The sequence below is a fragment of the Mesorhizobium sp. WSM4306 genome, from assembly GCF_007003975.1.
Lineage (GTDB): Bacteria > Pseudomonadota > Alphaproteobacteria > Rhizobiales > Rhizobiaceae > Mesorhizobium.
This window is the reverse complement of the sequence record NZ_VFTC01000012.1, coordinates 63,571-82,123: the sequence shown is the minus strand read 5'-3', so window position 1 is coordinate 82,123 and position 18,553 is coordinate 63,571. Positions and strand designations below refer to the sequence as shown.

The 18,553-nt window shown below is 63.8% G+C and carries 19 protein-coding genes; 16 read left to right on the top strand and 3 right to left on the bottom strand.

Annotation, left to right across the window (positions count from 1 at the left end):
- Positions 1-410: 410 nt before the first annotated feature.
- The 13 genes from rpsF to FJV77_RS15990 all read left to right on the top strand — a co-directional run bounded on the left by rpsF (position 411) and on the right by FJV77_RS15990 (position 12,878).
- Positions 411-911, top strand: a complete 501-nt coding sequence (rpsF, locus tag FJV77_RS16050) for a 30S ribosomal protein S6 (RefSeq protein ID WP_112560792.1) — start codon at positions 411-413, stop codon at positions 909-911.
- Positions 911-1,159 carry a 30S ribosomal protein S18 gene (rpsR, locus tag FJV77_RS16045; RefSeq protein ID WP_006203718.1) on the top strand — a complete coding sequence of 83 codons (249 nt, stop codon included), beginning with the start codon at positions 911-913 and terminating at the stop codon, positions 1,157-1,159. The genes rpsF and rpsR overlap by 1 nt, the downstream gene beginning before the upstream one ends.
- A gap of 269 nt (positions 1,160-1,428) precedes the next feature.
- On the top strand, positions 1,429-2,013 hold the full coding sequence (gene rplI, locus FJV77_RS16040) for a 50S ribosomal protein L9 (protein WP_142867758.1): 585 nt from the start codon (positions 1,429-1,431) through the stop codon (positions 2,011-2,013).
- Positions 2,014-2,189: 176 nt separating this feature from the next.
- Positions 2,190-3,539 (top strand): cyclopropane-fatty-acyl-phospholipid synthase family protein, encoded by a 1,350-nt coding sequence (locus tag FJV77_RS16035; RefSeq protein ID WP_142867757.1) that lies wholly within the window; start codon positions 2,190-2,192, stop codon positions 3,537-3,539.
- A 163-nt stretch (positions 3,540-3,702) separates the two neighbouring features.
- Positions 3,703-4,677, top strand: a complete 975-nt coding sequence (locus tag FJV77_RS16030) for a small ribosomal subunit Rsm22 family protein (protein WP_142867756.1) — start codon at positions 3,703-3,705, stop codon at positions 4,675-4,677.
- Entirely contained in the window at positions 4,566-5,240 is a 675-nt protein-coding gene (locus FJV77_RS16025) for an ATP-binding protein (RefSeq protein ID WP_348643824.1), read from the top strand. The genes FJV77_RS16030 and FJV77_RS16025 overlap by 112 nt, the downstream gene beginning before the upstream one ends.
- A gap of 289 nt (positions 5,241-5,529) precedes the next feature.
- Positions 5,530-7,020: a replicative DNA helicase gene (locus FJV77_RS16020; RefSeq protein WP_142867755.1), complete on the top strand. Its 1,491-nt coding sequence runs from the start codon at positions 5,530-5,532 to the stop codon at positions 7,018-7,020.
- 126 nt (positions 7,021-7,146) lie between these two features.
- Entirely contained in the window at positions 7,147-8,565 is a 1,419-nt protein-coding gene (gene radA / locus FJV77_RS16015; protein ID WP_142867754.1) for a DNA repair protein RadA, read from the top strand.
- 48 nt (positions 8,566-8,613) lie between these two features.
- Positions 8,614-9,285: a CvpA family protein gene (locus tag FJV77_RS16010; protein WP_142867753.1), complete on the top strand. Its 672-nt coding sequence runs from the start codon at positions 8,614-8,616 to the stop codon at positions 9,283-9,285.
- 130 nt (positions 9,286-9,415) lie between these two features.
- Positions 9,416-10,897 carry an amidophosphoribosyltransferase gene (gene purF, locus FJV77_RS16005; RefSeq protein ID WP_112397309.1) on the top strand — a complete coding sequence of 494 codons (1,482 nt, stop codon included), beginning with the start codon at positions 9,416-9,418 and terminating at the stop codon, positions 10,895-10,897.
- A gap of 30 nt (positions 10,898-10,927) precedes the next feature.
- The gene (locus FJV77_RS16000; RefSeq protein ID WP_142867752.1) at positions 10,928-11,683 is read left to right on the top strand and encodes an SDR family NAD(P)-dependent oxidoreductase; all 756 of its coding nucleotides are present in this window, start codon (positions 10,928-10,930) and stop codon (positions 11,681-11,683) included.
- 79 nt (positions 11,684-11,762) lie between these two features.
- Positions 11,763-12,392 (top strand): hypothetical protein, encoded by a 630-nt coding sequence (locus FJV77_RS15995; protein ID WP_142867751.1) that lies wholly within the window; start codon positions 11,763-11,765, stop codon positions 12,390-12,392.
- Positions 12,393-12,656: 264 nt separating this feature from the next.
- A complete protein-coding gene (locus tag FJV77_RS15990; RefSeq protein ID WP_023689120.1) occupies positions 12,657-12,878 on the top strand; it encodes a hypothetical protein in 222 nt (73 codons plus the stop codon).
- Between the two features lie 155 nt (positions 12,879-13,033).
- Here the strand turns inward: FJV77_RS15990 and FJV77_RS15985 are convergent, their stop codons facing one another.
- Positions 13,034-13,540 carry an OsmC family protein gene (locus FJV77_RS15985; protein WP_142867750.1) on the bottom strand — a complete coding sequence of 169 codons (507 nt, stop codon included), beginning with the start codon at positions 13,538-13,540 and terminating at the stop codon, positions 13,034-13,036.
- Between the two features lie 138 nt (positions 13,541-13,678).
- Here FJV77_RS15985 and FJV77_RS15980 point away from each other — a divergent pair, with 138 nt between their 5' ends.
- On the top strand, positions 13,679-15,184 hold the full coding sequence (locus tag FJV77_RS15980) for an alpha/beta hydrolase (protein ID WP_142867749.1): 1,506 nt from the start codon (positions 13,679-13,681) through the stop codon (positions 15,182-15,184).
- A gap of 10 nt (positions 15,185-15,194) precedes the next feature.
- Here FJV77_RS15980 and FJV77_RS15975 read toward each other — a convergent pair whose 3' ends face one another.
- Positions 15,195-15,626 carry a nuclear transport factor 2 family protein gene (locus FJV77_RS15975; RefSeq protein WP_142867748.1) on the bottom strand — a complete coding sequence of 144 codons (432 nt, stop codon included), beginning with the start codon at positions 15,624-15,626 and terminating at the stop codon, positions 15,195-15,197.
- A gap of 383 nt (positions 15,627-16,009) precedes the next feature.
- On the opposite strand from FJV77_RS15975, the gene FJV77_RS15970 reads away from it, so the two are divergent.
- Complete coding sequence (locus tag FJV77_RS15970) at positions 16,010-16,900, top strand: DMT family transporter (RefSeq protein ID WP_142867845.1); 891 nt, start codon at positions 16,010-16,012, stop codon at positions 16,898-16,900.
- A 132-nt stretch (positions 16,901-17,032) separates the two neighbouring features.
- On the opposite strand, the gene FJV77_RS15965 is transcribed toward FJV77_RS15970, so the two are convergent.
- Positions 17,033-17,896 (bottom strand): LysR substrate-binding domain-containing protein, encoded by an 864-nt coding sequence (locus FJV77_RS15965; RefSeq protein WP_142867747.1) that lies wholly within the window; start codon positions 17,894-17,896, stop codon positions 17,033-17,035.
- A 113-nt stretch (positions 17,897-18,009) separates the two neighbouring features.
- On the opposite strand from FJV77_RS15965, the gene FJV77_RS15960 reads away from it, so the two are divergent.
- On the top strand, positions 18,010-18,417 hold the full coding sequence (locus FJV77_RS15960; protein ID WP_142867746.1) for a 4-oxalocrotonate tautomerase family protein: 408 nt from the start codon (positions 18,010-18,012) through the stop codon (positions 18,415-18,417).
- Positions 18,418-18,553 lie beyond the last annotated feature (136 nt).

Sequence of the window (18,553 nt, the reverse complement as noted above, 5' to 3'; positions counted from 1 at the left end):
TGACCAAAACACCCCGTACTTCTGCATTCGCCGGCCCTGTAGCCATGCTGTCCGTTTCATTCGCAGCCTCCATCGGACTGCTCATAAAACCGGACAACTCATGTGCTACCTAACCCGGACAACTCATGTGCTTACGACACAACGGCGTCCTACCCTTGCCTTCCAGCCAAATTGCTGTATAGACGCCCGCAATCTGCCGGTCCTTGCTGGGGGCTGAACGGAGGGCCGTTGTTTTCCTTGGGAAAGCGGCGTGTGAAGCCAGAAGCGCTTCCGCCTCCCGTGTCTCCGCTCTCGACCGTCTCGAAATGCTCCTTTCTTCCCCGCCCCTTTGGGACCAGCGGGTCAGAGAAGTTGCAGAGGCTTTTGCCGCGAGGATCCGGGAGAGAAACGAAGAAAGGCACTGAACCACTATGGCTCTATACGAACATGTGTTCCTTGCCCGGCAGGACCTCTCGCAGCAGCAGGTCGATGCGCTTGTCGAACAGTACAAGGGCGTCATCTCCGCAAATGGCGGGTCCGTCGGCCGGGTCGAGAACTGGGGACTGAAGTCCCTCACCTACCGGGTCAACAAGAACCGGAAGGCTTATTACACGCTTATGGACCTCACCTGCCCGCCGGCAGCGCTCAACGAGATGGAGCGCCAGATGGGTCTGTCCGAAGACGTGCTGCGTTTCCTGACCGTCAAGGTCGAAGCGCATGAGGAAGGCCCGTCGGCCATGATGCAGAAGCGCGAAGAGCGTTCGGAACGCGGTGGCTTCGGCGACCGCGACCGTGGCGATCGTGGTCCGCGCTCGTTTGGCGATCGTGATCGCGGCGATCGTGGCGATCGTCCGCCGCGCTCATTTGGCGACGCCGGTGGCGATCGTGGTCCGCGCCGTCCGCGCGAAGGCGTTGAAGGGGGTGCAGAATAATGGTCGACATCAATCAGATCCCGACCCGGCGCCCATTCCATCGCCGCCGCAAGACCTGCCCGTTCTCCGGCGCCAACGCGCCCAAGATCGACTACAAGGACGTGCGTCTGCTGCAGCGCTACATTTCCGAGCGCGGCAAGATCGTGCCGTCGCGCATCACCGCCGTCAGCCAGAAGAAGCAGCGCGAACTCGCCAAGGCGATCAAGCGCGCCCGCTTCCTCGGCCTGCTGCCCTACGTGGTTCGCTAAGACTTTCGAGCGGGCGGTTCGCCGCCCGCTCTATTCTCCCACGGCGACGGGCGCCGCAGGGAGTATTTTGATGATGGATGTCGTTGTCCCAAAACCGGGACCCACTTTTGGGCGACATGCATTGAAATCCCGAGTTGAGGTGAAAAGCCTCTAACTGCCGCGACAGGCAGGACAGCGACACCGGCGCCAAGGCGCTCAGAGCTTCCTGACCTGTTCCACTCAATTCGGCGCCGACCTTGTGATCGGTGCCCAGACGAAGGAACAAAACCATGGAAGTCATTCTTCTCGAACGCGTTTCCCGCCTCGGCCAGATGGGCGATACCGTCAAGGTCAAGGACGGCTTTGCCCGCAACTTCCTCTTGCCGCAGGGCAAGGCGCTGCGCGCCAACGAAGCCAACAAGAAGAAGTTCGAAGGCCAGCGCGCCCAGCTCGAAGCCCGCAACCTCGAGCGCAAGTCGGAAGCCAGCCAGGTTGCCGAAAAGCTCGACGGCAAGAGCTTCATCGCCGTGCGTTCGGCCGGCGAGACCGGCCAGCTCTACGGTTCGGTGTCGACCCGCGACATCGCCGATCTGCTGACGGCGGAAGGCTTCTCGGTCAACCGCAACCAAATCCAGCTCAACCAGCCGATCAAGACCATCGGCGTCACCAATGTGGCGATCGCGCTGCATCCGGAAGTCGAGGTCACCATCAGCCTCAACATCGCCCGCACAGCCGATGAAGCCGAGCGTCAGGCCAAGGGCGAAACGCTGACCACCGCCGAAGCCATCTATGGCGACGACATCAACGACAATGCGCGGCCGGAGAACTTCTTCGACCCGAATACCGAGTTCGAAGGCGGCGAAGACAACGCCTGATCGCCTAGCGACAAGCGAAGGAGCAGCGCTCCCAATCACATTGTCGTCATCCAGCCTTTGTGGACCAATGCCCGGGCCTCTCGCCCGGGCATTTTTGTACCAAATGGAACTTTTCGAACCCCTATATATTGTTGCAGAGTTAACCCGCCAGTCTGACCGTGAGGGGACATTTGGTGATGAATATTCTGTTGAAGCGCGTTCTCGACCGCCTGGTGCGTACGGGCAATCTCAAGGTCAGCGGGCCGAAGGGCTCGACCGTGGTTTTCGGCGACGGCAGCGGCGAGCCGGTGCACATGCACATCAAGACCAGGCACGCCGAACGCGCCATCACCTTCGATCCGATGCTGGCGGTGCCGGAAGCCTACATGGACGGCGAACTCGATGTCCTCGAGGGCGGCGTGCTGGGCGTCATGCGCATCGCCTTCCAGAATATGGGCAGCGGCGGCATCGACGCCACCTGGTCGAAGGCGATCGAAGGCCTGCGCCACGCCTTCCGCCGCTTGCAGCAGATCAACACCGCCTCGCGCTCGCGCCGCAACGTACAGCGCCACTATGACCTGTCGGGCGATCTCTATCGCCTCTTCCTGGACGAGGACATGCAGTATTCCTGCGCCTATTTCGAACAGCCGGACATGACGCTTGAAGAAGCGCAGGCCGCCAAGAAGCGTCACATCGCCGCCAAGCTCAGGCTGAAGGCCGGCCAGACCGTGCTCGATATCGGCTCGGGCTGGGGCGGGCTTGGCCTCTACCTCGCCAGGGCCTTCGATGTCGACGTTCAGGGCGTCACGCTGTCGACCGAGCAACACGGCGTCGCCACGGACCGGGCCCATGCGCTGGGCCTGCAGGACCGGGTGCATTTCGACCTGAAGGACTACCGCGAACTCAACGAGCGTTTCGACCGCATCGTCTCGGTCGGCATGTTCGAGCATGTCGGCGTCAACCACTTCCGCACCTTCTTCGAGAAGTCGGCGACGCTGCTGAAGCCGGATGGCGTCATGCTCTTGCACACGATCGGCCGCTCCGGCGTGCCGTGGGCGACCAGCGCCTTCGTCCGCAAATACATCTTCCCTGGCGGCTACATCCCGTCGCTGTCGGAAGTGATGCCGGCGATCGAGAAGTCGGGGCTGGTGGTTACCGACGTCGAGATCCTGCGGTTGCACTACGCCGATACGCTGAAGCATTGGGGCCAGCGCTTTGCCGCCAACCGCGACAAGGCCAAGGCGATCTATGACGAGCGCTTCTGCCGCATGTGGGAGTTCTATCTCGCCGCCTCGGAAGCCGCCTTCCGCTGGCAGGATCTGGTGATCTTCCAGATCCAGATCGCCAAGAAGAACGACACGCTGCCGATGACGCGCGACTACATGGCCAAATGCGAGAAGGCGCTGGAAATGCGCGATATGGGACATCGCAAGGAAACCGCAGCCGCCGAGCCTGCCGTTGCCAAGCCTGTCGCCGCCAAGTCCGTTGCTGTCAGGTCCGCTGCCGCCAAACCGGCACGCCGCCGCAAGGTGTCGGATCGGGAATAACGCCTCGATTGCGCATTGCCGCTTGCCATTGCCGGCTCCGGCACTGAAAAAGGTCTCGTTTTCGCGAGACCTTTTTCATGACCTCTATCCTCACTATCGCAGCCGCCGTTGCCGGGGTCGCCGGCGCCTCGGTCATACTGCTCGCGCCGCGCGGAGCCTGAGCGTGGAACTGCCATCACCGCTCAGACAAGGCGTCGAGCGCCTGCTCGAAACGATACCGCTGCCGGCGTTGCGCCAGGCGGCGAAGACGCTATCCGACCGCTACCGTGCCGAACTGCGCGACGGCCGCCTGCACATGGCCGAGGAGATGGCGGTAAAAGCCTATCTGGCGACGCGGCTGCCGGCGACCTATGCGGTCGCGCGCGCCAGCCTCGACGCGCTCGCCGACGCACGACCCGATTTCCAGCCAAAAACCCTGCTCGATGTCGGCGCCGGCCCTGGCACGGTGCTTTGGGCCACCACGGACCTCTGGCCAGACCTCGAACAGGCGGTACTGTTTGAGGCCAGCGCCGCGGTGCGCAAGGTCGGCCAGTCGCTCGCTCTTGATACCATTGTCGCGAGCACCGACTGGCGCGCCGGCGACGTCACCATCGACCTTGCCGATCTCCAGCCTGCCGATCTCGTCACCTGCGCCTATGTGCTGGACGAGATCGCGCCTGCATCGCTTCCGAAGCTTGTCGGCCGGCTCTGGCAGTTGACCGCCGACACGCTGCTGATTGTCGAGCCGGGCACGCCGGCCGGCTGGCAGCGCATTCTTGCGGTGCGCCGGCGATTGCTGGAGGCCGGCGCGCATGTGCTGGCGCCTTGCCCGCATGAAGCGCCCTGCCCACTTGAGCCGCCCGACTGGTGCCATTTTTCGCGCCGCGTCGCCCGCTCGCGCCTGCATCGCCTGGCCAAGGATGCCGAAGTGCCCTGGGAGGACGAGAAGTTCATCTACGTCGCGGCGTCGCGGCAGCCCGGGGCCTCCCGCGCCGCGCGCGTCATTGCGCCGCCGAAAGCCAGCTCCGGCAAGGTGCTGCTCAAATTGTGCCGGCCGGACGGCAGCGCCAGCGAGACGCTTTTCACCAAGCGCGACGGCGAGCTGTTCAAGGCTGCGCGGCGTCTGGACTGGGGCGATACATTTGGCACAGCCGACTGACCCCAGCGGACAAAATCACCGACCTGTCGCGCTGGCAGGGAAACACCGGGCCGGATATTCTCCTTGATATGGATCAGGGTCCGCCACCGGTTTTGCATCTTCTTTGCGGAAAGATCGCCGCGGGGAAGTCGACACTTGCCAAGCGCATTGCAGCGCGGCCGGCGACTTTGCTCATCAGCGAAGATCACTGGACCTCGCATCTGTTTTCCGATGAGCTGAAGACAATCGACGACTACGACCGCCTTTCAACGAAGCTGCGCGCTGCGATGGCGCCGCACATTGTCGATATCCTGCGGCAGAACCTTTCGGTCGTTCTGGACTTTCCGGCGAACACAGTCGGCCAGCGCGACTGGATGCGTTCGCTCATTGCCCAGGCCGGCGTGGCCCACGAGCTGCATCTGCTCGATCTGCCCGATACGGTCTGCAAGCAAAGGCTTCTGGAGCGAAACAGGCGTGGTGAACACCCGTTCCAGGTCAGCGAAGCGGACTACGATCTGTTCACGAGCTATTTCGTTCCTCCGGAACCCAACGAAGGCTTCAACATCGTTGTCCACACATCCTGACCGAGCAATCGAGTGCGGCCGGTTTCACAGATCTGATCAACCGAACGGCAGGAATCCTCCGCGCACCAGGCTCAGCCGATTGTTCTTGCTCCGTTCCCTTCACTCCCGTAGAATCATCGCTTGTCGAGTCAATCGGAATCAGAGCACGGGAATTCTGTCCTGTGGACGGTTTGCCGTACCCTGTGGACAGCGGGCATCAACGCCGATTGGACGCAACTGATGCATATAAGTCAGCATCGGATCTTTCGCGTTCTGGTATCGAGAAGCCGGGATCGAAATCGGGGACATCATGGCAGAGGCAGCACGAAAATTCGGCGTGGCGGAGCAACCGCTTTATCGTGAGGCGCCGAACAACATCGAGGCCGAGCAGGCGCTGCTAGGCGCCATCCTCGTCAACAACGATGCCTTCTACCGCGTCTCCGACTTCCTCAAGGCCGGCCATTTCTATGAGCCGCTGCACAGGAAGATCTTCGAGGTCGCGGCCGAACTCATCCGCATGGGCAAGGTGGCGACGCCGATCACGCTGAAAACCTTCCTGCCGGCCGACGAGAAGGTCGGCGACATGACGGTGGCGCAATATGTGGTTCGGCTGGCGGTCGAAGCCGTCACCGTCGTCAACGCCACCGACTATGGCCGTGCCATCTATGATCTGGCCACGCGCCGCGCGCTGATCACCGTCGGCGAAGACATGGTCAACATCGCCTATGACGCGCCGGTCGACATGGCGCCGTCCGAGCAGATCGAGGATGCCGAGCGGCGGCTGTTCGAGCTGGCCGAAACCGGCCGTTACGACGGCGGCTTCGAGAGCTTCACCGACGCCGTCAAGACCGCCGTCGACATGGCCAACGCCGCCTATATGCGCGACGGCCATCTGTCGGGCCTCGCCACAGGCATGCGCGATCTCGACCGCCGCATGGGTGGCCTGCAGGCGTCGGATCTGATCATCATTGCCGGCCGTCCGGGCATGGGCAAGACATCGCTCGCCACCAACATCGCCTTCAACATTGCCGAGATGTATGTGCCGGCGCAGCAGGCTGACGGCTCGTTCAAGGCAGCCAATGGCGGCGTCGTCGGCTTCTTCTCGCTGGAAATGTCGTCTGAACAGCTGGCTACCCGTATCATTTCCGAGCAGACGGAAATTTCGTCGTCAAAAATCCGCCGCGGCGAGATTTCGGAGATGGATTTCGAGAAACTGGTCGCCTGCTCGCAGACCATGCAGAAAATCCCGCTGTTCATCGACCAGACTGGCGGTATTTCCATTGCCCAGCTGTCCGCTCGCGCGCGCCGCCTAAAACGCCAGCGCGGCCTCGACCTCATCGTCATCGACTATATCCAGCTGATGCAGGGTTCATCCGCCAAGGCCTCGCAGAACCGCGTGCAGGAAATCACCGAGATCACCACCGGCCTCAAGGCGCTGGCCAAGGAACTCTCAGTGCCGATCATCGCGCTGTCGCAGCTGTCGCGTCAGGTCGAAAGCCGCGAAGACAAGCGCCCGCAGCTCTCCGACCTGCGTGAATCCGGCTCGATCGAGCAGGATGCCGACGTGGTGATCTTCGTCTATCGCGAGGAATATTATCTGAAGAACCGCGAACCCAAGCCCGGCACCGACGAATACATCAAGTGGGAACACGACATGAACGAGATGCGCGGCAAGGCAGAAGTCATCGTCGCCAAGCAGCGCCACGGCCCGACGGGCTCGGTCAGCCTTGCCTTCCATGGCGAATTCACCCGCTTCTCCGACCTCGCCGAAGAGCACCATATTGCGGAGAGGTTTGAGTAGCCGCTTGTCAGAAGTCGCATCAAAGATCTGGAAGGGCAGCTCTCCACGGCGCCCCCCTCTGTCCTGCCAGACAGAGGGGGGCGCTGTCCCGCTAACCTGTCTTTCTTTGATCGCCGGCCGCGCCTGATGGCTAAATCCCGCGTCCAGTTCATCTGCCAGAATTGCGGATCGGTGCATCAGCGCTGGGCCGGCAAATGCGATGCTTGCGGCGAGTGGAATACCCTCGTCGAGGAAGGCACGTCGGGCGGCATTGGTTCGGGGCCGGCCAACACGCGCAATGCCCGCAAGGGTCGCGCCGTGGTGCTGACCAGTCTGTCCGGCGACATTGAGGATGCGCCGCGCATCATTTCGGGCATTGGCGAGCTCGATCGCGCCACCGGCGGCGGGTTCGTGCGCGGCTCGGCGCTGCTGGTCGGCGGCGATCCGGGCATCGGCAAATCGACGCTGCTCACCCAGGCCGCAGCAGCACTGGCGTCAAAAGGCCACCGCATCGTCTATGTCTCGGGCGAAGAGGCCGTCGCCCAGATCAGGCTGCGCGCGCAACGGCTTGGGGTCGCCGACACACCCGTCGAACTTGCCGCCGAGACCAATGTCGAGGACATCCTGGCAACAATCGCCGACGGCAGAAGGCCGGACCTCGTCATCCTCGATTCCATCCAGACGCTGTGGACCGACATGGCCGATTCGGCGCCCGGCACCGTCACCCAGGTGCGCGCCGCCGCCCAGGCGATGATCCGCTATGCCAAATCCACGGGTGCAGCCATCGTGCTGGTCGGCCATGTCACCAAAGAAGGCCAGATCGCGGGCCCGCGCGTCGTCGAGCACATGGTCGACGCCGTGCTCTATTTCGAAGGCGAAGGCGGCCATCATTACCGCATCCTGCGCACGGTGAAGAACCGCTTTGGGCCGACCGACGAGATCGGCGTCTTCGAAATGTCGGACAAAGGCCTGCGCGAAGTCGCCAATCCGTCGGAGCTGTTTCTTGGCGAACGCCATGCGAAGTCACCGGGCGCCGCTGTTTTCGCCGGGATGGAAGGCACGCGGCCGGTGCTGGTCGAGATCCAGGCGCTGGTGGCGCCGTCCTCGCTGGGCACGCCGCGCCGCGCCGTCGTCGGTTGGGACGGCGCGCGGCTGTCGATGATTTTGGCCGTGCTCGAAGCCCATTGCGGCGTCCGCTTTGGCACCCACGATGTCTATCTCAACGTCGCCGGCGGCTACCGGATTTCCGAGCCGGCTGCAGATCTGGCGGTCGCCGCTGCACTGGTTTCGTCGCTCACCGGTCTTGCCCTTCCCGCCGATTGCGTCTATTTCGGCGAAATCAGCCTGTCGGGCGCAGTGAGGCCGGTTGCGCATGCGCAACAGCGCCTTAAGGAGGCCGAAAAGCTGGGTTTTGGAAGTGCGGTTCTGCCCTTGGGCAGCGAGGAGGTTGCCAATGGTACTGGTCCCGGGGGGATCGGGGCCGGCGCTTTCCAGCCAACCGAACTTGCCGATCTCGTGGCGCGCATAGCCGGCTCACGTCGCAGCCGTGTCGACGAGGAAGACTAACGCGGCTCGGCCGAGCCGTGAAAAGACAATCGGAGTGGGGCGAACAACATGCCGATTACGCTGCTTGACGGAATTCTCGTCGGCTTCACCCTGGTCTCGGCGATGCTCGCCATGGTTCGCGGCTTGTCTCGCGAGATCCTGTCCGTCGTCTCCTGGGCCGCTGCCGCCGCGGCGGCATTCTTCTTCTACAAGCCGGTGCTGCCTTACGTTCAGCCCTATGTCGAAAGTGACAAGATCGCCATGGCGGCGTCCGCCGGCATCGTCTTCGTCATCGCGCTGATCGTCGTTTCCGTCATCACCATGAAGCTTGCCGACTGGATCATCGATTCCCGGATCGGCGCGCTCGACCGTACGCTCGGCTTCCTCTACGGCGCGGCGCGCGGCATCCTCGTCGTTGCGGTGGCGCTCTTGTTCTTCAACTGGCTGGCCGGCGCCAAGGCTCCTGCCTGGATCGCCAACGCCAAGTCGAGGCCGCTGCTCGAAACCATCGGCGCCAAGCTGGAAAGCCTGCTGCCCGAGGATCCGGAAAACGCCATCCTGAAGAAGCTCAATCCGAATCAGCCGGCAGCACCCGAAACGCCCCCGGCAGCCGATGCACCGGCCGCGGATGCGCCGGCAACAGGCGAGGATGCGCCGGCGCCCGACGACGAGACCGATGCTCCGGCCGACAATGCACCGGCACAGCCCGCTGCTCCGGCCCCGGCCGCGCCGGCAAACTGACCTGGAACGGTATGGCGCCCACTAGGCGGGCGCCATTTATGAGCTGACTATGGGTGTGAACGGCGCACGGCGTGCGTTGCTTTCGCGGCGCTCTCGCCTTATATGGCCATTTTAGCGGAGCTTGAGCCCCATGGCAGTTTCGAAGGCAGACGCAGACGACGTGCTTTCCGCCGAAGCAGACGATCATTTTCACGACGAATGCGGCGTGTTCGGCATTTTCGGCCGGCAGGACGCCGCAGCCATCGTCACACTTGGCCTGCATGCACTGCAGCATCGCGGCCAGGAAGCGGCCGGCATTGTCTCCTATGACGGCACGCAGTTCCATGTCGAACGCCATGTCGGGCTGATCGGCGACACCTTCACCAAGCAGCACGTCATCGACAGCCTGCAAGGCAATCGCGCCATCGGCCACACGCGCTACGCCACCACCGGCGGCGCCGGCATGCGCAACATCCAGCCCTTCTTCGCCGAACTCGCCGATGGCGGCTTTGCCGTCGCTCACAACGGCAACCTCACCAACGCCATGACCGTGCAGCGCGCGCTGCAGAAACAGGGCGCGATCTTCTCGTCGACCTCCGACACCGAAACGCTCTTGCATTTGGTCGCGACCAGCAAGGAACGCGATCTCAACTCGCGCTTCATCGACGCCGTGCGCCAGGTCGAAGGCGCCTTCTCTCTGGTGGCGATGACCTCCAAGAAGATGATCGGCTGTCGCGATCCGCTCGGCATTCGCCCGCTTGTGCTGGGCGACCTCGACGGCGCCTGGATCCTGGCCTCCGAAACCTGCGCGCTCGACATTATCGGCGCCCGCTTCGTGCGCGACCTGAAGCCGGGCGAGATGGTCGTCGTGACCTCGAAAGGCATCGAGAGCCTGTTCCCCTTCGAGCCACAGAAGACCCGCTTCTGCATCTTCGAATATGTCTATTTCGCCCGACCGGACTCCTCGGTTGAAGGCCGCAATGTCTATGAAGTGCGCAAGCGGATCGGCGCCGAACTGGCGCAGGAAAGCCCGGTCGAGGCCGATATCGTCGTGCCGGTGCCGGATTCCGGCACGCCGGCGGCGATCGGCTTTAGCCAGGCTGCGGGCATCCCCTTCGAGCTCGGCATTATCCGCAACCACTATGTCGGCCGCACCTTCATCCAGCCCGGCGATTCCATCCGCCACATGGGCGTCAAGCTAAAGCACAACGCCAACCGCCGCATGATCGAGGGCAAGCGCGTGGTGCTGGTCGACGATTCCATCGTGCGCGGCACCACCAGCCAGAAGATCGTGCAGATGGTGCGCGACGCCGGCGCCCGGGAAGTGCATATGCGCATCGCCTCGCCGCCGACCAGTGCGTCGTGCTTCTACGGCGTCGACACGCCGGAGAAGTCGAAGCTTTTGGCGTCGCGCATGTCGATCGAGGAAATGGCCGAATTCATCCGTGTCGATTCGCTTGGCTTCCTCACCATTGACGGGCTCTACCGCGCCGTCGGCGAAGCCGGTCGTGATAATGAGCAACCGCAATTCTGCGACGCCTGCTTCACCGGTCAGTACCCGACCCGCCTGCTCGACTTCGAAGGCCACGACAATGTGCGCACGCTGTCGCTGCTGGCGAACAACGGGGCCTAAAGCCCAACTGCCATCCTTGAAAGCGCTCGCATGACCCTCGACCTCTCCGGCCGCATCGCGGTCGTTACCGGCGCCTCGCGCGGCATCGGCTATTTCATCGCCAAGGAACTTGCCGCCGCCGGCGCGCACGTCATTGCGGTCGCCCGCACCGTCGGCGGGCTGGAAGAGCTCGACGACCAGATCAAGGCCGAGCGCGCCAAAACCGGCAAGGGCGAAGCGACGCTGGTGCCGCTCGATCTTGCCGACATGGCCGGCATCGACCGGCTGGGCGGCGCCATTCATGAGCGCTGGGGCAAGCTCGACATACTGGTCGCCAATGCCGGCGTGCTCGGCGTCATCTCGCCGATCGGCCATATCGAGGCGAAGACCTTCGAGAAGGTGATGACCATCAACGTCACTTCGACCTGGCGGCTGATCCGCTCGGTCGACCCGCTGCTCAGGCTCTCCGACGCCGGCCGCGCCATCCTCATGTCCTCGGGGGCCGCGCATTCGGCCCGCGCCTTCTGGGCGCCCTATGCGGCATCGAAGGCGGCGGTGGAAGCCATGATGCGCTCCTGGGCGCATGAGACGCAAAGCCTGGCGCTGCGCGTCAATGCCGTCGACCCAGGCGCCACGCGCACCGCCATGCGCGCGCAGGCCGCGCCCGGCGAGGATCCAGAGACGCTGCCGCACCCCTCAGAAATTGCGAAGCGCATCGTGCCGCTGGCGAGCCCTGAGCTGAAAGAGACAGGGCTGATCTTCCAAGCCAGGAACCAGCGCTTCGTCGCCTACCGGCAGCCGGAATAAAAGCTGGGCTGAAGCGGGATTAAACAGGCCTCCAGTTACGTTTCTTCTGACGTAGGGCATTCGAAACCGGAGGACCGACATGCGTAGACTTCTTCTCGTTGTCGCCGCTGCGATTGCCGCCACGGTTGGCGCAGCCTTCGCGCAAGACGCCAAGATGAGCTTCTTCGTCACCAGTGTCGGGTCCGGCAAGGGCGCCGATCTCGGCGGTCTCAAGGGTGCGGACGCCCACTGCGCGTCCCTGGCGGAAGCGGCCCGGGTTACCGGCAAGGAATGGCACGCCTATCTCTCGACCGCCGATGTCGATGCGCGCGACCGCATCGGCAAGGGTCCCTGGGTCAACGCCAAGGGTCAAAAGATCGCCGATGACGTCGCCTCGCTGCACGGCGACGCCAACGCCATCACCAAGCAGACGGCACTGAACGAGAAGGGCGAAGTGGTCAACGGCCGCGGCGACAAGCCGAACCGGCACGACATACTGACCGGCTCGAAGCCCGACGGCACCAGGATCGCCGACCAGACCTGCGGCGACTGGACCTTGAGCGGGGCGGAAGGGGCGGCAATGATGGGCCATCACGACCGCACCGGCCTTGATGAGTCGGCGGCGGCGAAATCCTGGAACTCCTCGCACGCCTCGCGCGGCGGCTGCAGCCAGGAGGCGCTGAAAGGCACCGGCGGCGACGGCCTGTTCTACTGCTTTGCGGTGAACTGAGCGCAAGCTAGAGCAATTCCAGGAAATGTGTGTGCGGATTTCCCGGGAGAAGCGCGTAGCGCTTCCCCTTGAGAATTGCGTGAAAACAAAGAGATAGAGCGGTTCGCCGTTTCTGTGAAATGGTGAAACGCTCTAGAGGGCGTGGTTCGTTCACGGGTCTGTGATGCTCCGGCGGGCCGCTCCCTCTTCGCCCTGCTTTCGCCATCAGCCGGGAGTTGCTAGGGTTCGATCCGAATCCGACATCCAGCAAAGTGAGGAATTCCCATGGCTGCTCCCAGCGTAGCATTGGTCTGGTACCTGGTGATCGCCGGCCCGCAAGGCGGCATGGTGGTGCTGCCCAGCACCTTCGACACCCGCGAACAGTGCACCAACGCCATCACCGAGTACCAGAAGCAGCCGACGCCGGCCGGCTGGGCGGTCAACTGCGTGCCGAGCGCCTCGCCGTTTACGGATGAGGGCGATGCGGAAGAGCCCGCGGCGCAATAATTGGGTATCTCCCCCCTTGAGGGGGAGATGGCCGGCAGGCCAGAGGAGGCGTCTCGCGTAGAGTGCCAACCTCCTTCTGCACAAAGGGCGTCGCGTCCAGTCGGCCGGCCCCCCCTCTGTCGCCTTCGGCGACATCTCCCCCTCAAGGGGGGAGATCAACGCTGCGCTGAAACCCTCAGCTCCGGCTTGCTGTTGATCGTCTGGAACACCACGCAGTAGCGCTCCGTCAGCTTGATCAGCGAATCGATGCGCTCCTGCGGCTCGTCGGTGTCGAGGTTGAAATTCAACCGGATGGCGCGGAAGCCGACCGGGGCATCCTTGGCCACACCCAGCGTGCCGCGAAAGTCGAGATCGCCTTCGGCCTCGACGGTCGCAGCACCCAGCCTGAACTCCAGCGCCGTCGCCACCGCCTTCAGCGTCACGCCGGCGCAGGCGACCAGCGCCTCGAGCAGCATATCGCCCGAACAAAGTTCGAGCCCGGAGCCGCCGGTTGCCGGATGCAGCCCGGCCACCGCCAGCGCCCTGCCCGTCTCGACCTTGCAGGCGATCGACTGGTCGTCGATCGTACCCCTGGCGCGAAGCGTGATCAGCGCCTGCGCGGCATCGCCGCGATAAGCCTCCTTGAGCGGCGCTTGCATGGCTTTGAGTGCGGTGGCGTCCATGGTCTGTCCTTTCGAGTCCTTCACGCTTTGATAGCACTGATATGCCGGCGGGACAGAGGGGCCACGACGTTCGCGAATAGTTACTTTGACTTCGACCGCCTAGATCATACCTATGCGGGAGCCATTCCCGGAGGTGTCATGCGTGCCAAGCTGAAGCTTATTCCCGCAATTCTCCTGGTGCTTGTCGCCTTCGCGCAGCCCGGCCTCGCCGAAACGCCCGAGCGCCCTGCCCCTGCCGGCGGTGTGCTTTCGCTGCTGCCGGCGCCGCAGATCACCAGCCATTCGATCACCATTGCCGGGCGCAAACTCGACTACCAGGCAAAGGCCGGGACGCTGTCGCTGCTTTCCGGCAAGGGCGAGGTCACGGCGGAAATCTTCTATGTCGCCTACACGCTGCCGCCATCGGCGGGCGCGGAGAAGGCTCGTCCCATCACGTTTGTCTTCAATGGCGGCCCCGGCGCGGCGTCCGCCTATCTGCATCTCGGTGCACTCGGCCCGCGCGTCATCGCGACTGGGGCCGACGGGCAATTCCTGCCGCCGCCGCAAAAGCTGATCGACAATCCCGACAGCTGGCTCGATATGACCGATCTCGTCTTTGTCGATCCGGTCGGCACCGGCTACAGCCGCGAGGCGCCCGGCCAGGACACGAAAGATTTCTGGGGCGTCAGCCAGGATGCCAGTTCGATCGGCGCCTTCATCCGGCTCTATCTCGCCCAGAATGGCCGCACCGGATCGCCACTCTTCCTTGCCGGCGAAAGCTATGGCGGATTCCGGGCAGCATTGCTGGCCAGAACCCTGCAGGAAGATATCGGCCTGAGTCCGAACGGCATCGTGCTGATCTCGCCGGCGCTGGAATTCACGCTGGTGCTGCCGGACGAATTCCAGCCGCTGCATTGGGCGCTGGAACTGCCCTCGCTGGCGGCGGTGCGGCTGCGCAGCGAAGGCGTCAGCGGCGAGGCGCTGCGCGAGAAACTCGCCGAGATCGAGCACTATGCGTTGGGTGACTACCTCACCGCTCTGACCAGCGGGCTGGAACAGGGCGGGCGGCTGGCCAGCCAGCGCGTGGCCGACATCACCGGCCTGCCACTCGACCTCGTGCAGCGCAATTTCGCTCGCATCCCGACCAGCCTTTTCGCGCGCGAATTCCAGCGCACCAGTGGCAACGTGCTCAGCCCCTATGACGGCATGATCGCCACCAGCGATATCGCGCCGGAGAGCGCTCGCAGCGCCGGCCCGGATCCGGTGCTCGACCGCAGCGTGCCGGCACTGACCTCGGCCTTTGTCTCCTATGCACGCGACGAGCTGAATTTTCGCACCGACGTCAGCTACCGGTTGCTCAACGGCGACGTCACCCACAATTGGGACTATGGCGGCTCCCGGCAAGGCTATGTCGGGGTGATGGACGATCTACAGCGCGCACGTTCGCTGAACCCGGCGCTCGGCGTGGTGATCGTCAATGGCGAAACCGACCTGGTCACGCCCTATCTCGCCTCGCGCTATCTGGTCAACCAGGTCCCGACGCTCGCCAACGCCAAGCCTATCCGTCTCGACGTCATCGAGGGCGGCCACATGATGTATTTCAGGCCCGACGGCCGGCGCGCGCTGAAGGAGGCCGCTTCGGAGCTATACCAGGCGACGCAGTGAGGTGGCGAGGTCACGAACCGGTTCCACTGCTGGCCGTTGGCGGACGGCGCCCGGAGAGGGCTTCAACCGCGTCCTCGATGCCGACAACCTGGCGCTCGACGTCCTCCAGATACAATCGCCCGGCCACAATCTGACCGTCGATGATCTCGAACAGCGTGACCCCGCGCACCTCGAAGGGTTGCCCGTCGCTGCGAGTCCCTGACCAATGCCATTCGGTCCAGGTCGTGTCACCGTCTTGGACCGAGCGCGTGACCGCCGCGTGGAAGTCAGGTATTCCCGTGAACATGGCCTCCCAGTTGGCGCGCATCTGGTCACGCCCAACGAAGGCTCTGCCCGGGTGCGCCGGCTGTACGCTCCGATAGTTCTCGTGGATGAGAGCGGTGAGAGCGTCGAGATGATGCGCGTTCATCGCCGTCACCAGTCGATCGATCACTTCGGTCATCGAAACTCCCGGACTTATGCAGCGCACGCATTGGCGCGCCCTCTCCGTAGTCCGCTGCCGGGGTGAGCCACGCCGATCAATCCGCGAGCCTCAAAATTACCTGATTGGGCTGGGGCCGTCCAGCATTGCAAGACGCCGAACATGCGCGTCCGCCGCCGCGCGCAATAGCGTCAGCGACCACTGTTAAGTGACTTTTGTCCGCGTAAAAGCCCTTTGTAAGCATCAGCGAATGCCGCCGGCTCCTGCCCCAACGTAAGCCCGAAGCTGGCGCAGAGGCGCGCCGGCTGTGCCATGGGATGATGCCCCCTGCTGACAGCAAGGTGCCAGGACAGCAAGCGTAGTCTGATGACATGACGGATTCCCTCGACAAGCCCGACACGCTCATGAACAGCGCGGCCAGCATCGCCGCCGAGCGCACGCTCGGCATCGCCCTGGTCTCGGCGTCGGCCGTCGCATTCGGCCTCACCGGAGTGCTCACCAAATCGATCCATGCCGACCCGCTGACCATCACTTGTTGGCGCGGCTTTGTCGGCTCGATCCTGATCACCCTTTATGTGTTATGGCGCCGCCGCCGCTCCGGCGGGCGGGAGAGCCTGCGACTCGGCTGGCGCGGCTGGTTGCTGGCGGTCGAGGGCGCCGCGGCCAGCATCGCCTTCATCTCGGCGTTCAAGTTCACCTATGTCGCCAATGTCGCGGTCATCTATGCCACAGCGCCGTTCATCACCGCGCTGCTAGCCTTCGTGCTGGTGCGCGAGCCGTTCCGGGCGCAGACGCTGGCCGCCGCAGCCGTCTCGCTATGCGGCGTGGCAATTATGGTCGGCTCCGGCTTCGGCAGCGGCCATTTGTTCGGCGACGGGCTCGCTCTGCTGATGACCACCGGCAGCGCGCTCTACATGATCATGGTACGCGCCTTCCGCGACACGCCCGTGGTGTGGGCGGGCGCGGTGTCGGCGTTCCTTTTGTTCGTCTTCGGCTGGTTCGTCACCGACCCGCTGGCGGTTTCAGCCCGCGACGCGGTGCTGCTCGTTGCCTTCGGAGGATCGTTTGCAGCAGCGTCGATCCTATGGACGGAAGGCTCGCGGCAGATCCCGGCGCCCGAATCCGGCCTGCTCGGCGCAGCCGAAGTGCCGTTCGCGATCCTGTTCGCTTTCCTGTTCCTGGGCGAGATCGCGCCGGTCGCCAGCCTGATCGGCGGCGCCATCGTGCTGTGCGCGGTTTTTGCCCATGCCGGGCGCGATTGGCTGGTGGCGAGAAAAAGGATGGCAACCCCATAATTATTTTCGGAGTCATGGAACCATCATTCGGCTCAGGCATTATTGATGCGACGGGTCACCCCCCAAGTCCCCCCAAACCCCTCGACCCGTCCTCCTTAAAGCCGATCGTAAGGTCGGCTTTTTCTTTGAAAATCAGCTCGGAGTGCCGGGCAAAGCGAGATTGTCGCTGAGCAATGCGGCAAGGTCGCGCGCCGGCCGTTCGGCGTCCTGGCGGAGCCTTATGGCGAATTGCGCGATCGGCACCGACGGCAGGCCGAGTTCGCGCGGCGCTTCGACGATGCCGGAATGGGCAAAGCGGGCGGTGCGCAAGGTCAGCGCTATGCCGGCTTTGACCGCGGTTCGCAGGCCCGCAAGGCTGGCGCTGCCCGCGGCGATGCGATAGCGGCGGCTGGCTGCATCGAGGGCTGCGAGTGCCGCTTCGCGAAAGCCGCAATAGGGGTCGAGCAGCGCCAGGGGCAATTCCTCTTCCCGCACTGCAAGCCCCTTTTGCGAGCACAGCCACAGCATCGGCTCGCTGAACAGCCCGACTTCGTCATTGGCCGGGGTTTTGCGCATGATGATGGCCAGATCGAGCTGCCCGGTCTGGAGCGCGTCGCCAAGCTCAGCCGAACGGCCGACGCGCAGTTCGATCCTGACGCGCGGATGGCTGGTCGCAAAGGCCCTGAGCAGCTCCGGAAGGCCGCTGTCGGCGAAATCCTGCGTGGTGCCGATGGCAACGCGGCCGGCGGCGCGCGCGCCTTTCAGCGCCAGCCAGGCCTCGGTGTGCACGGCAAGGATGCGACGGGCATGGCCGATCAGATCCTCGCCTGCCGGCGTCAGCCCGCGGCCACGGCCCTGCGCCACCAGCAACGGCTCGCCGACGACCTCCTCCAGCCGCTGCATCTGGGCGGTCACCGCAGAGGGCGAGCGGCTGACAGCCGACGCCGCATGGGCCAGCGAGCCGCCATCGACAAAGGCGAGGAAGGTTTTGAGCAGATCGGGATCGAGTGCTTGCATACTTCGGTAATATAGAACCTTTCATTCAAAACAATTCGATTTTTTTGATCCGACCATCATTGCATGGTCTCTCCAACGGCAAAACAGACGCCGCTCAACCAATGGAGAGAAAAATGCCGATCATCAACATCAGCGTCACCGGCAAGCCAGACGCCAAGCTGTCCGCCGCTATTGCCAGGGAAATCACCGGCCTGACCGCAACCCATCTGCGCAAGGATCCGACGATCACCGCCGTCGCTGTCAGCTATGTCGACCCGCAGCACTGGTTCGCCGGCGGCAAGTCGCTGGCCGAGCACGGCGCCAACACCTTCTGGCTCGACATCAAGGTGGTCGACGGCACCAACACCAAGCTGGAGCTGGAAGCCTATCTGAAGGCAATCTTCGCCGCTTTTGGGCAGTTGCTGGGTGGCGTGCATGAGGAGAGCTATGCTTTCGTGCACGAGGTGCCAGCGGCTGCCTACGGTTATGGCGGCAAGAGCCAGGAGTTCCGGTTCATCAGCGGGCGGCTGAAGGCGGCTTAGCGCGCGGCAGCCCTTGCCTTCTCTCCCTGTGGGCGAAGGTGGCCTCGCGAAGCGAGGTCGGATGAGGGGTGTTGGAAGGATCGTGACCTCGAAGAACTTAGCGCTTGAGAGGTCTTGATTTTCCAACGCCTCACTC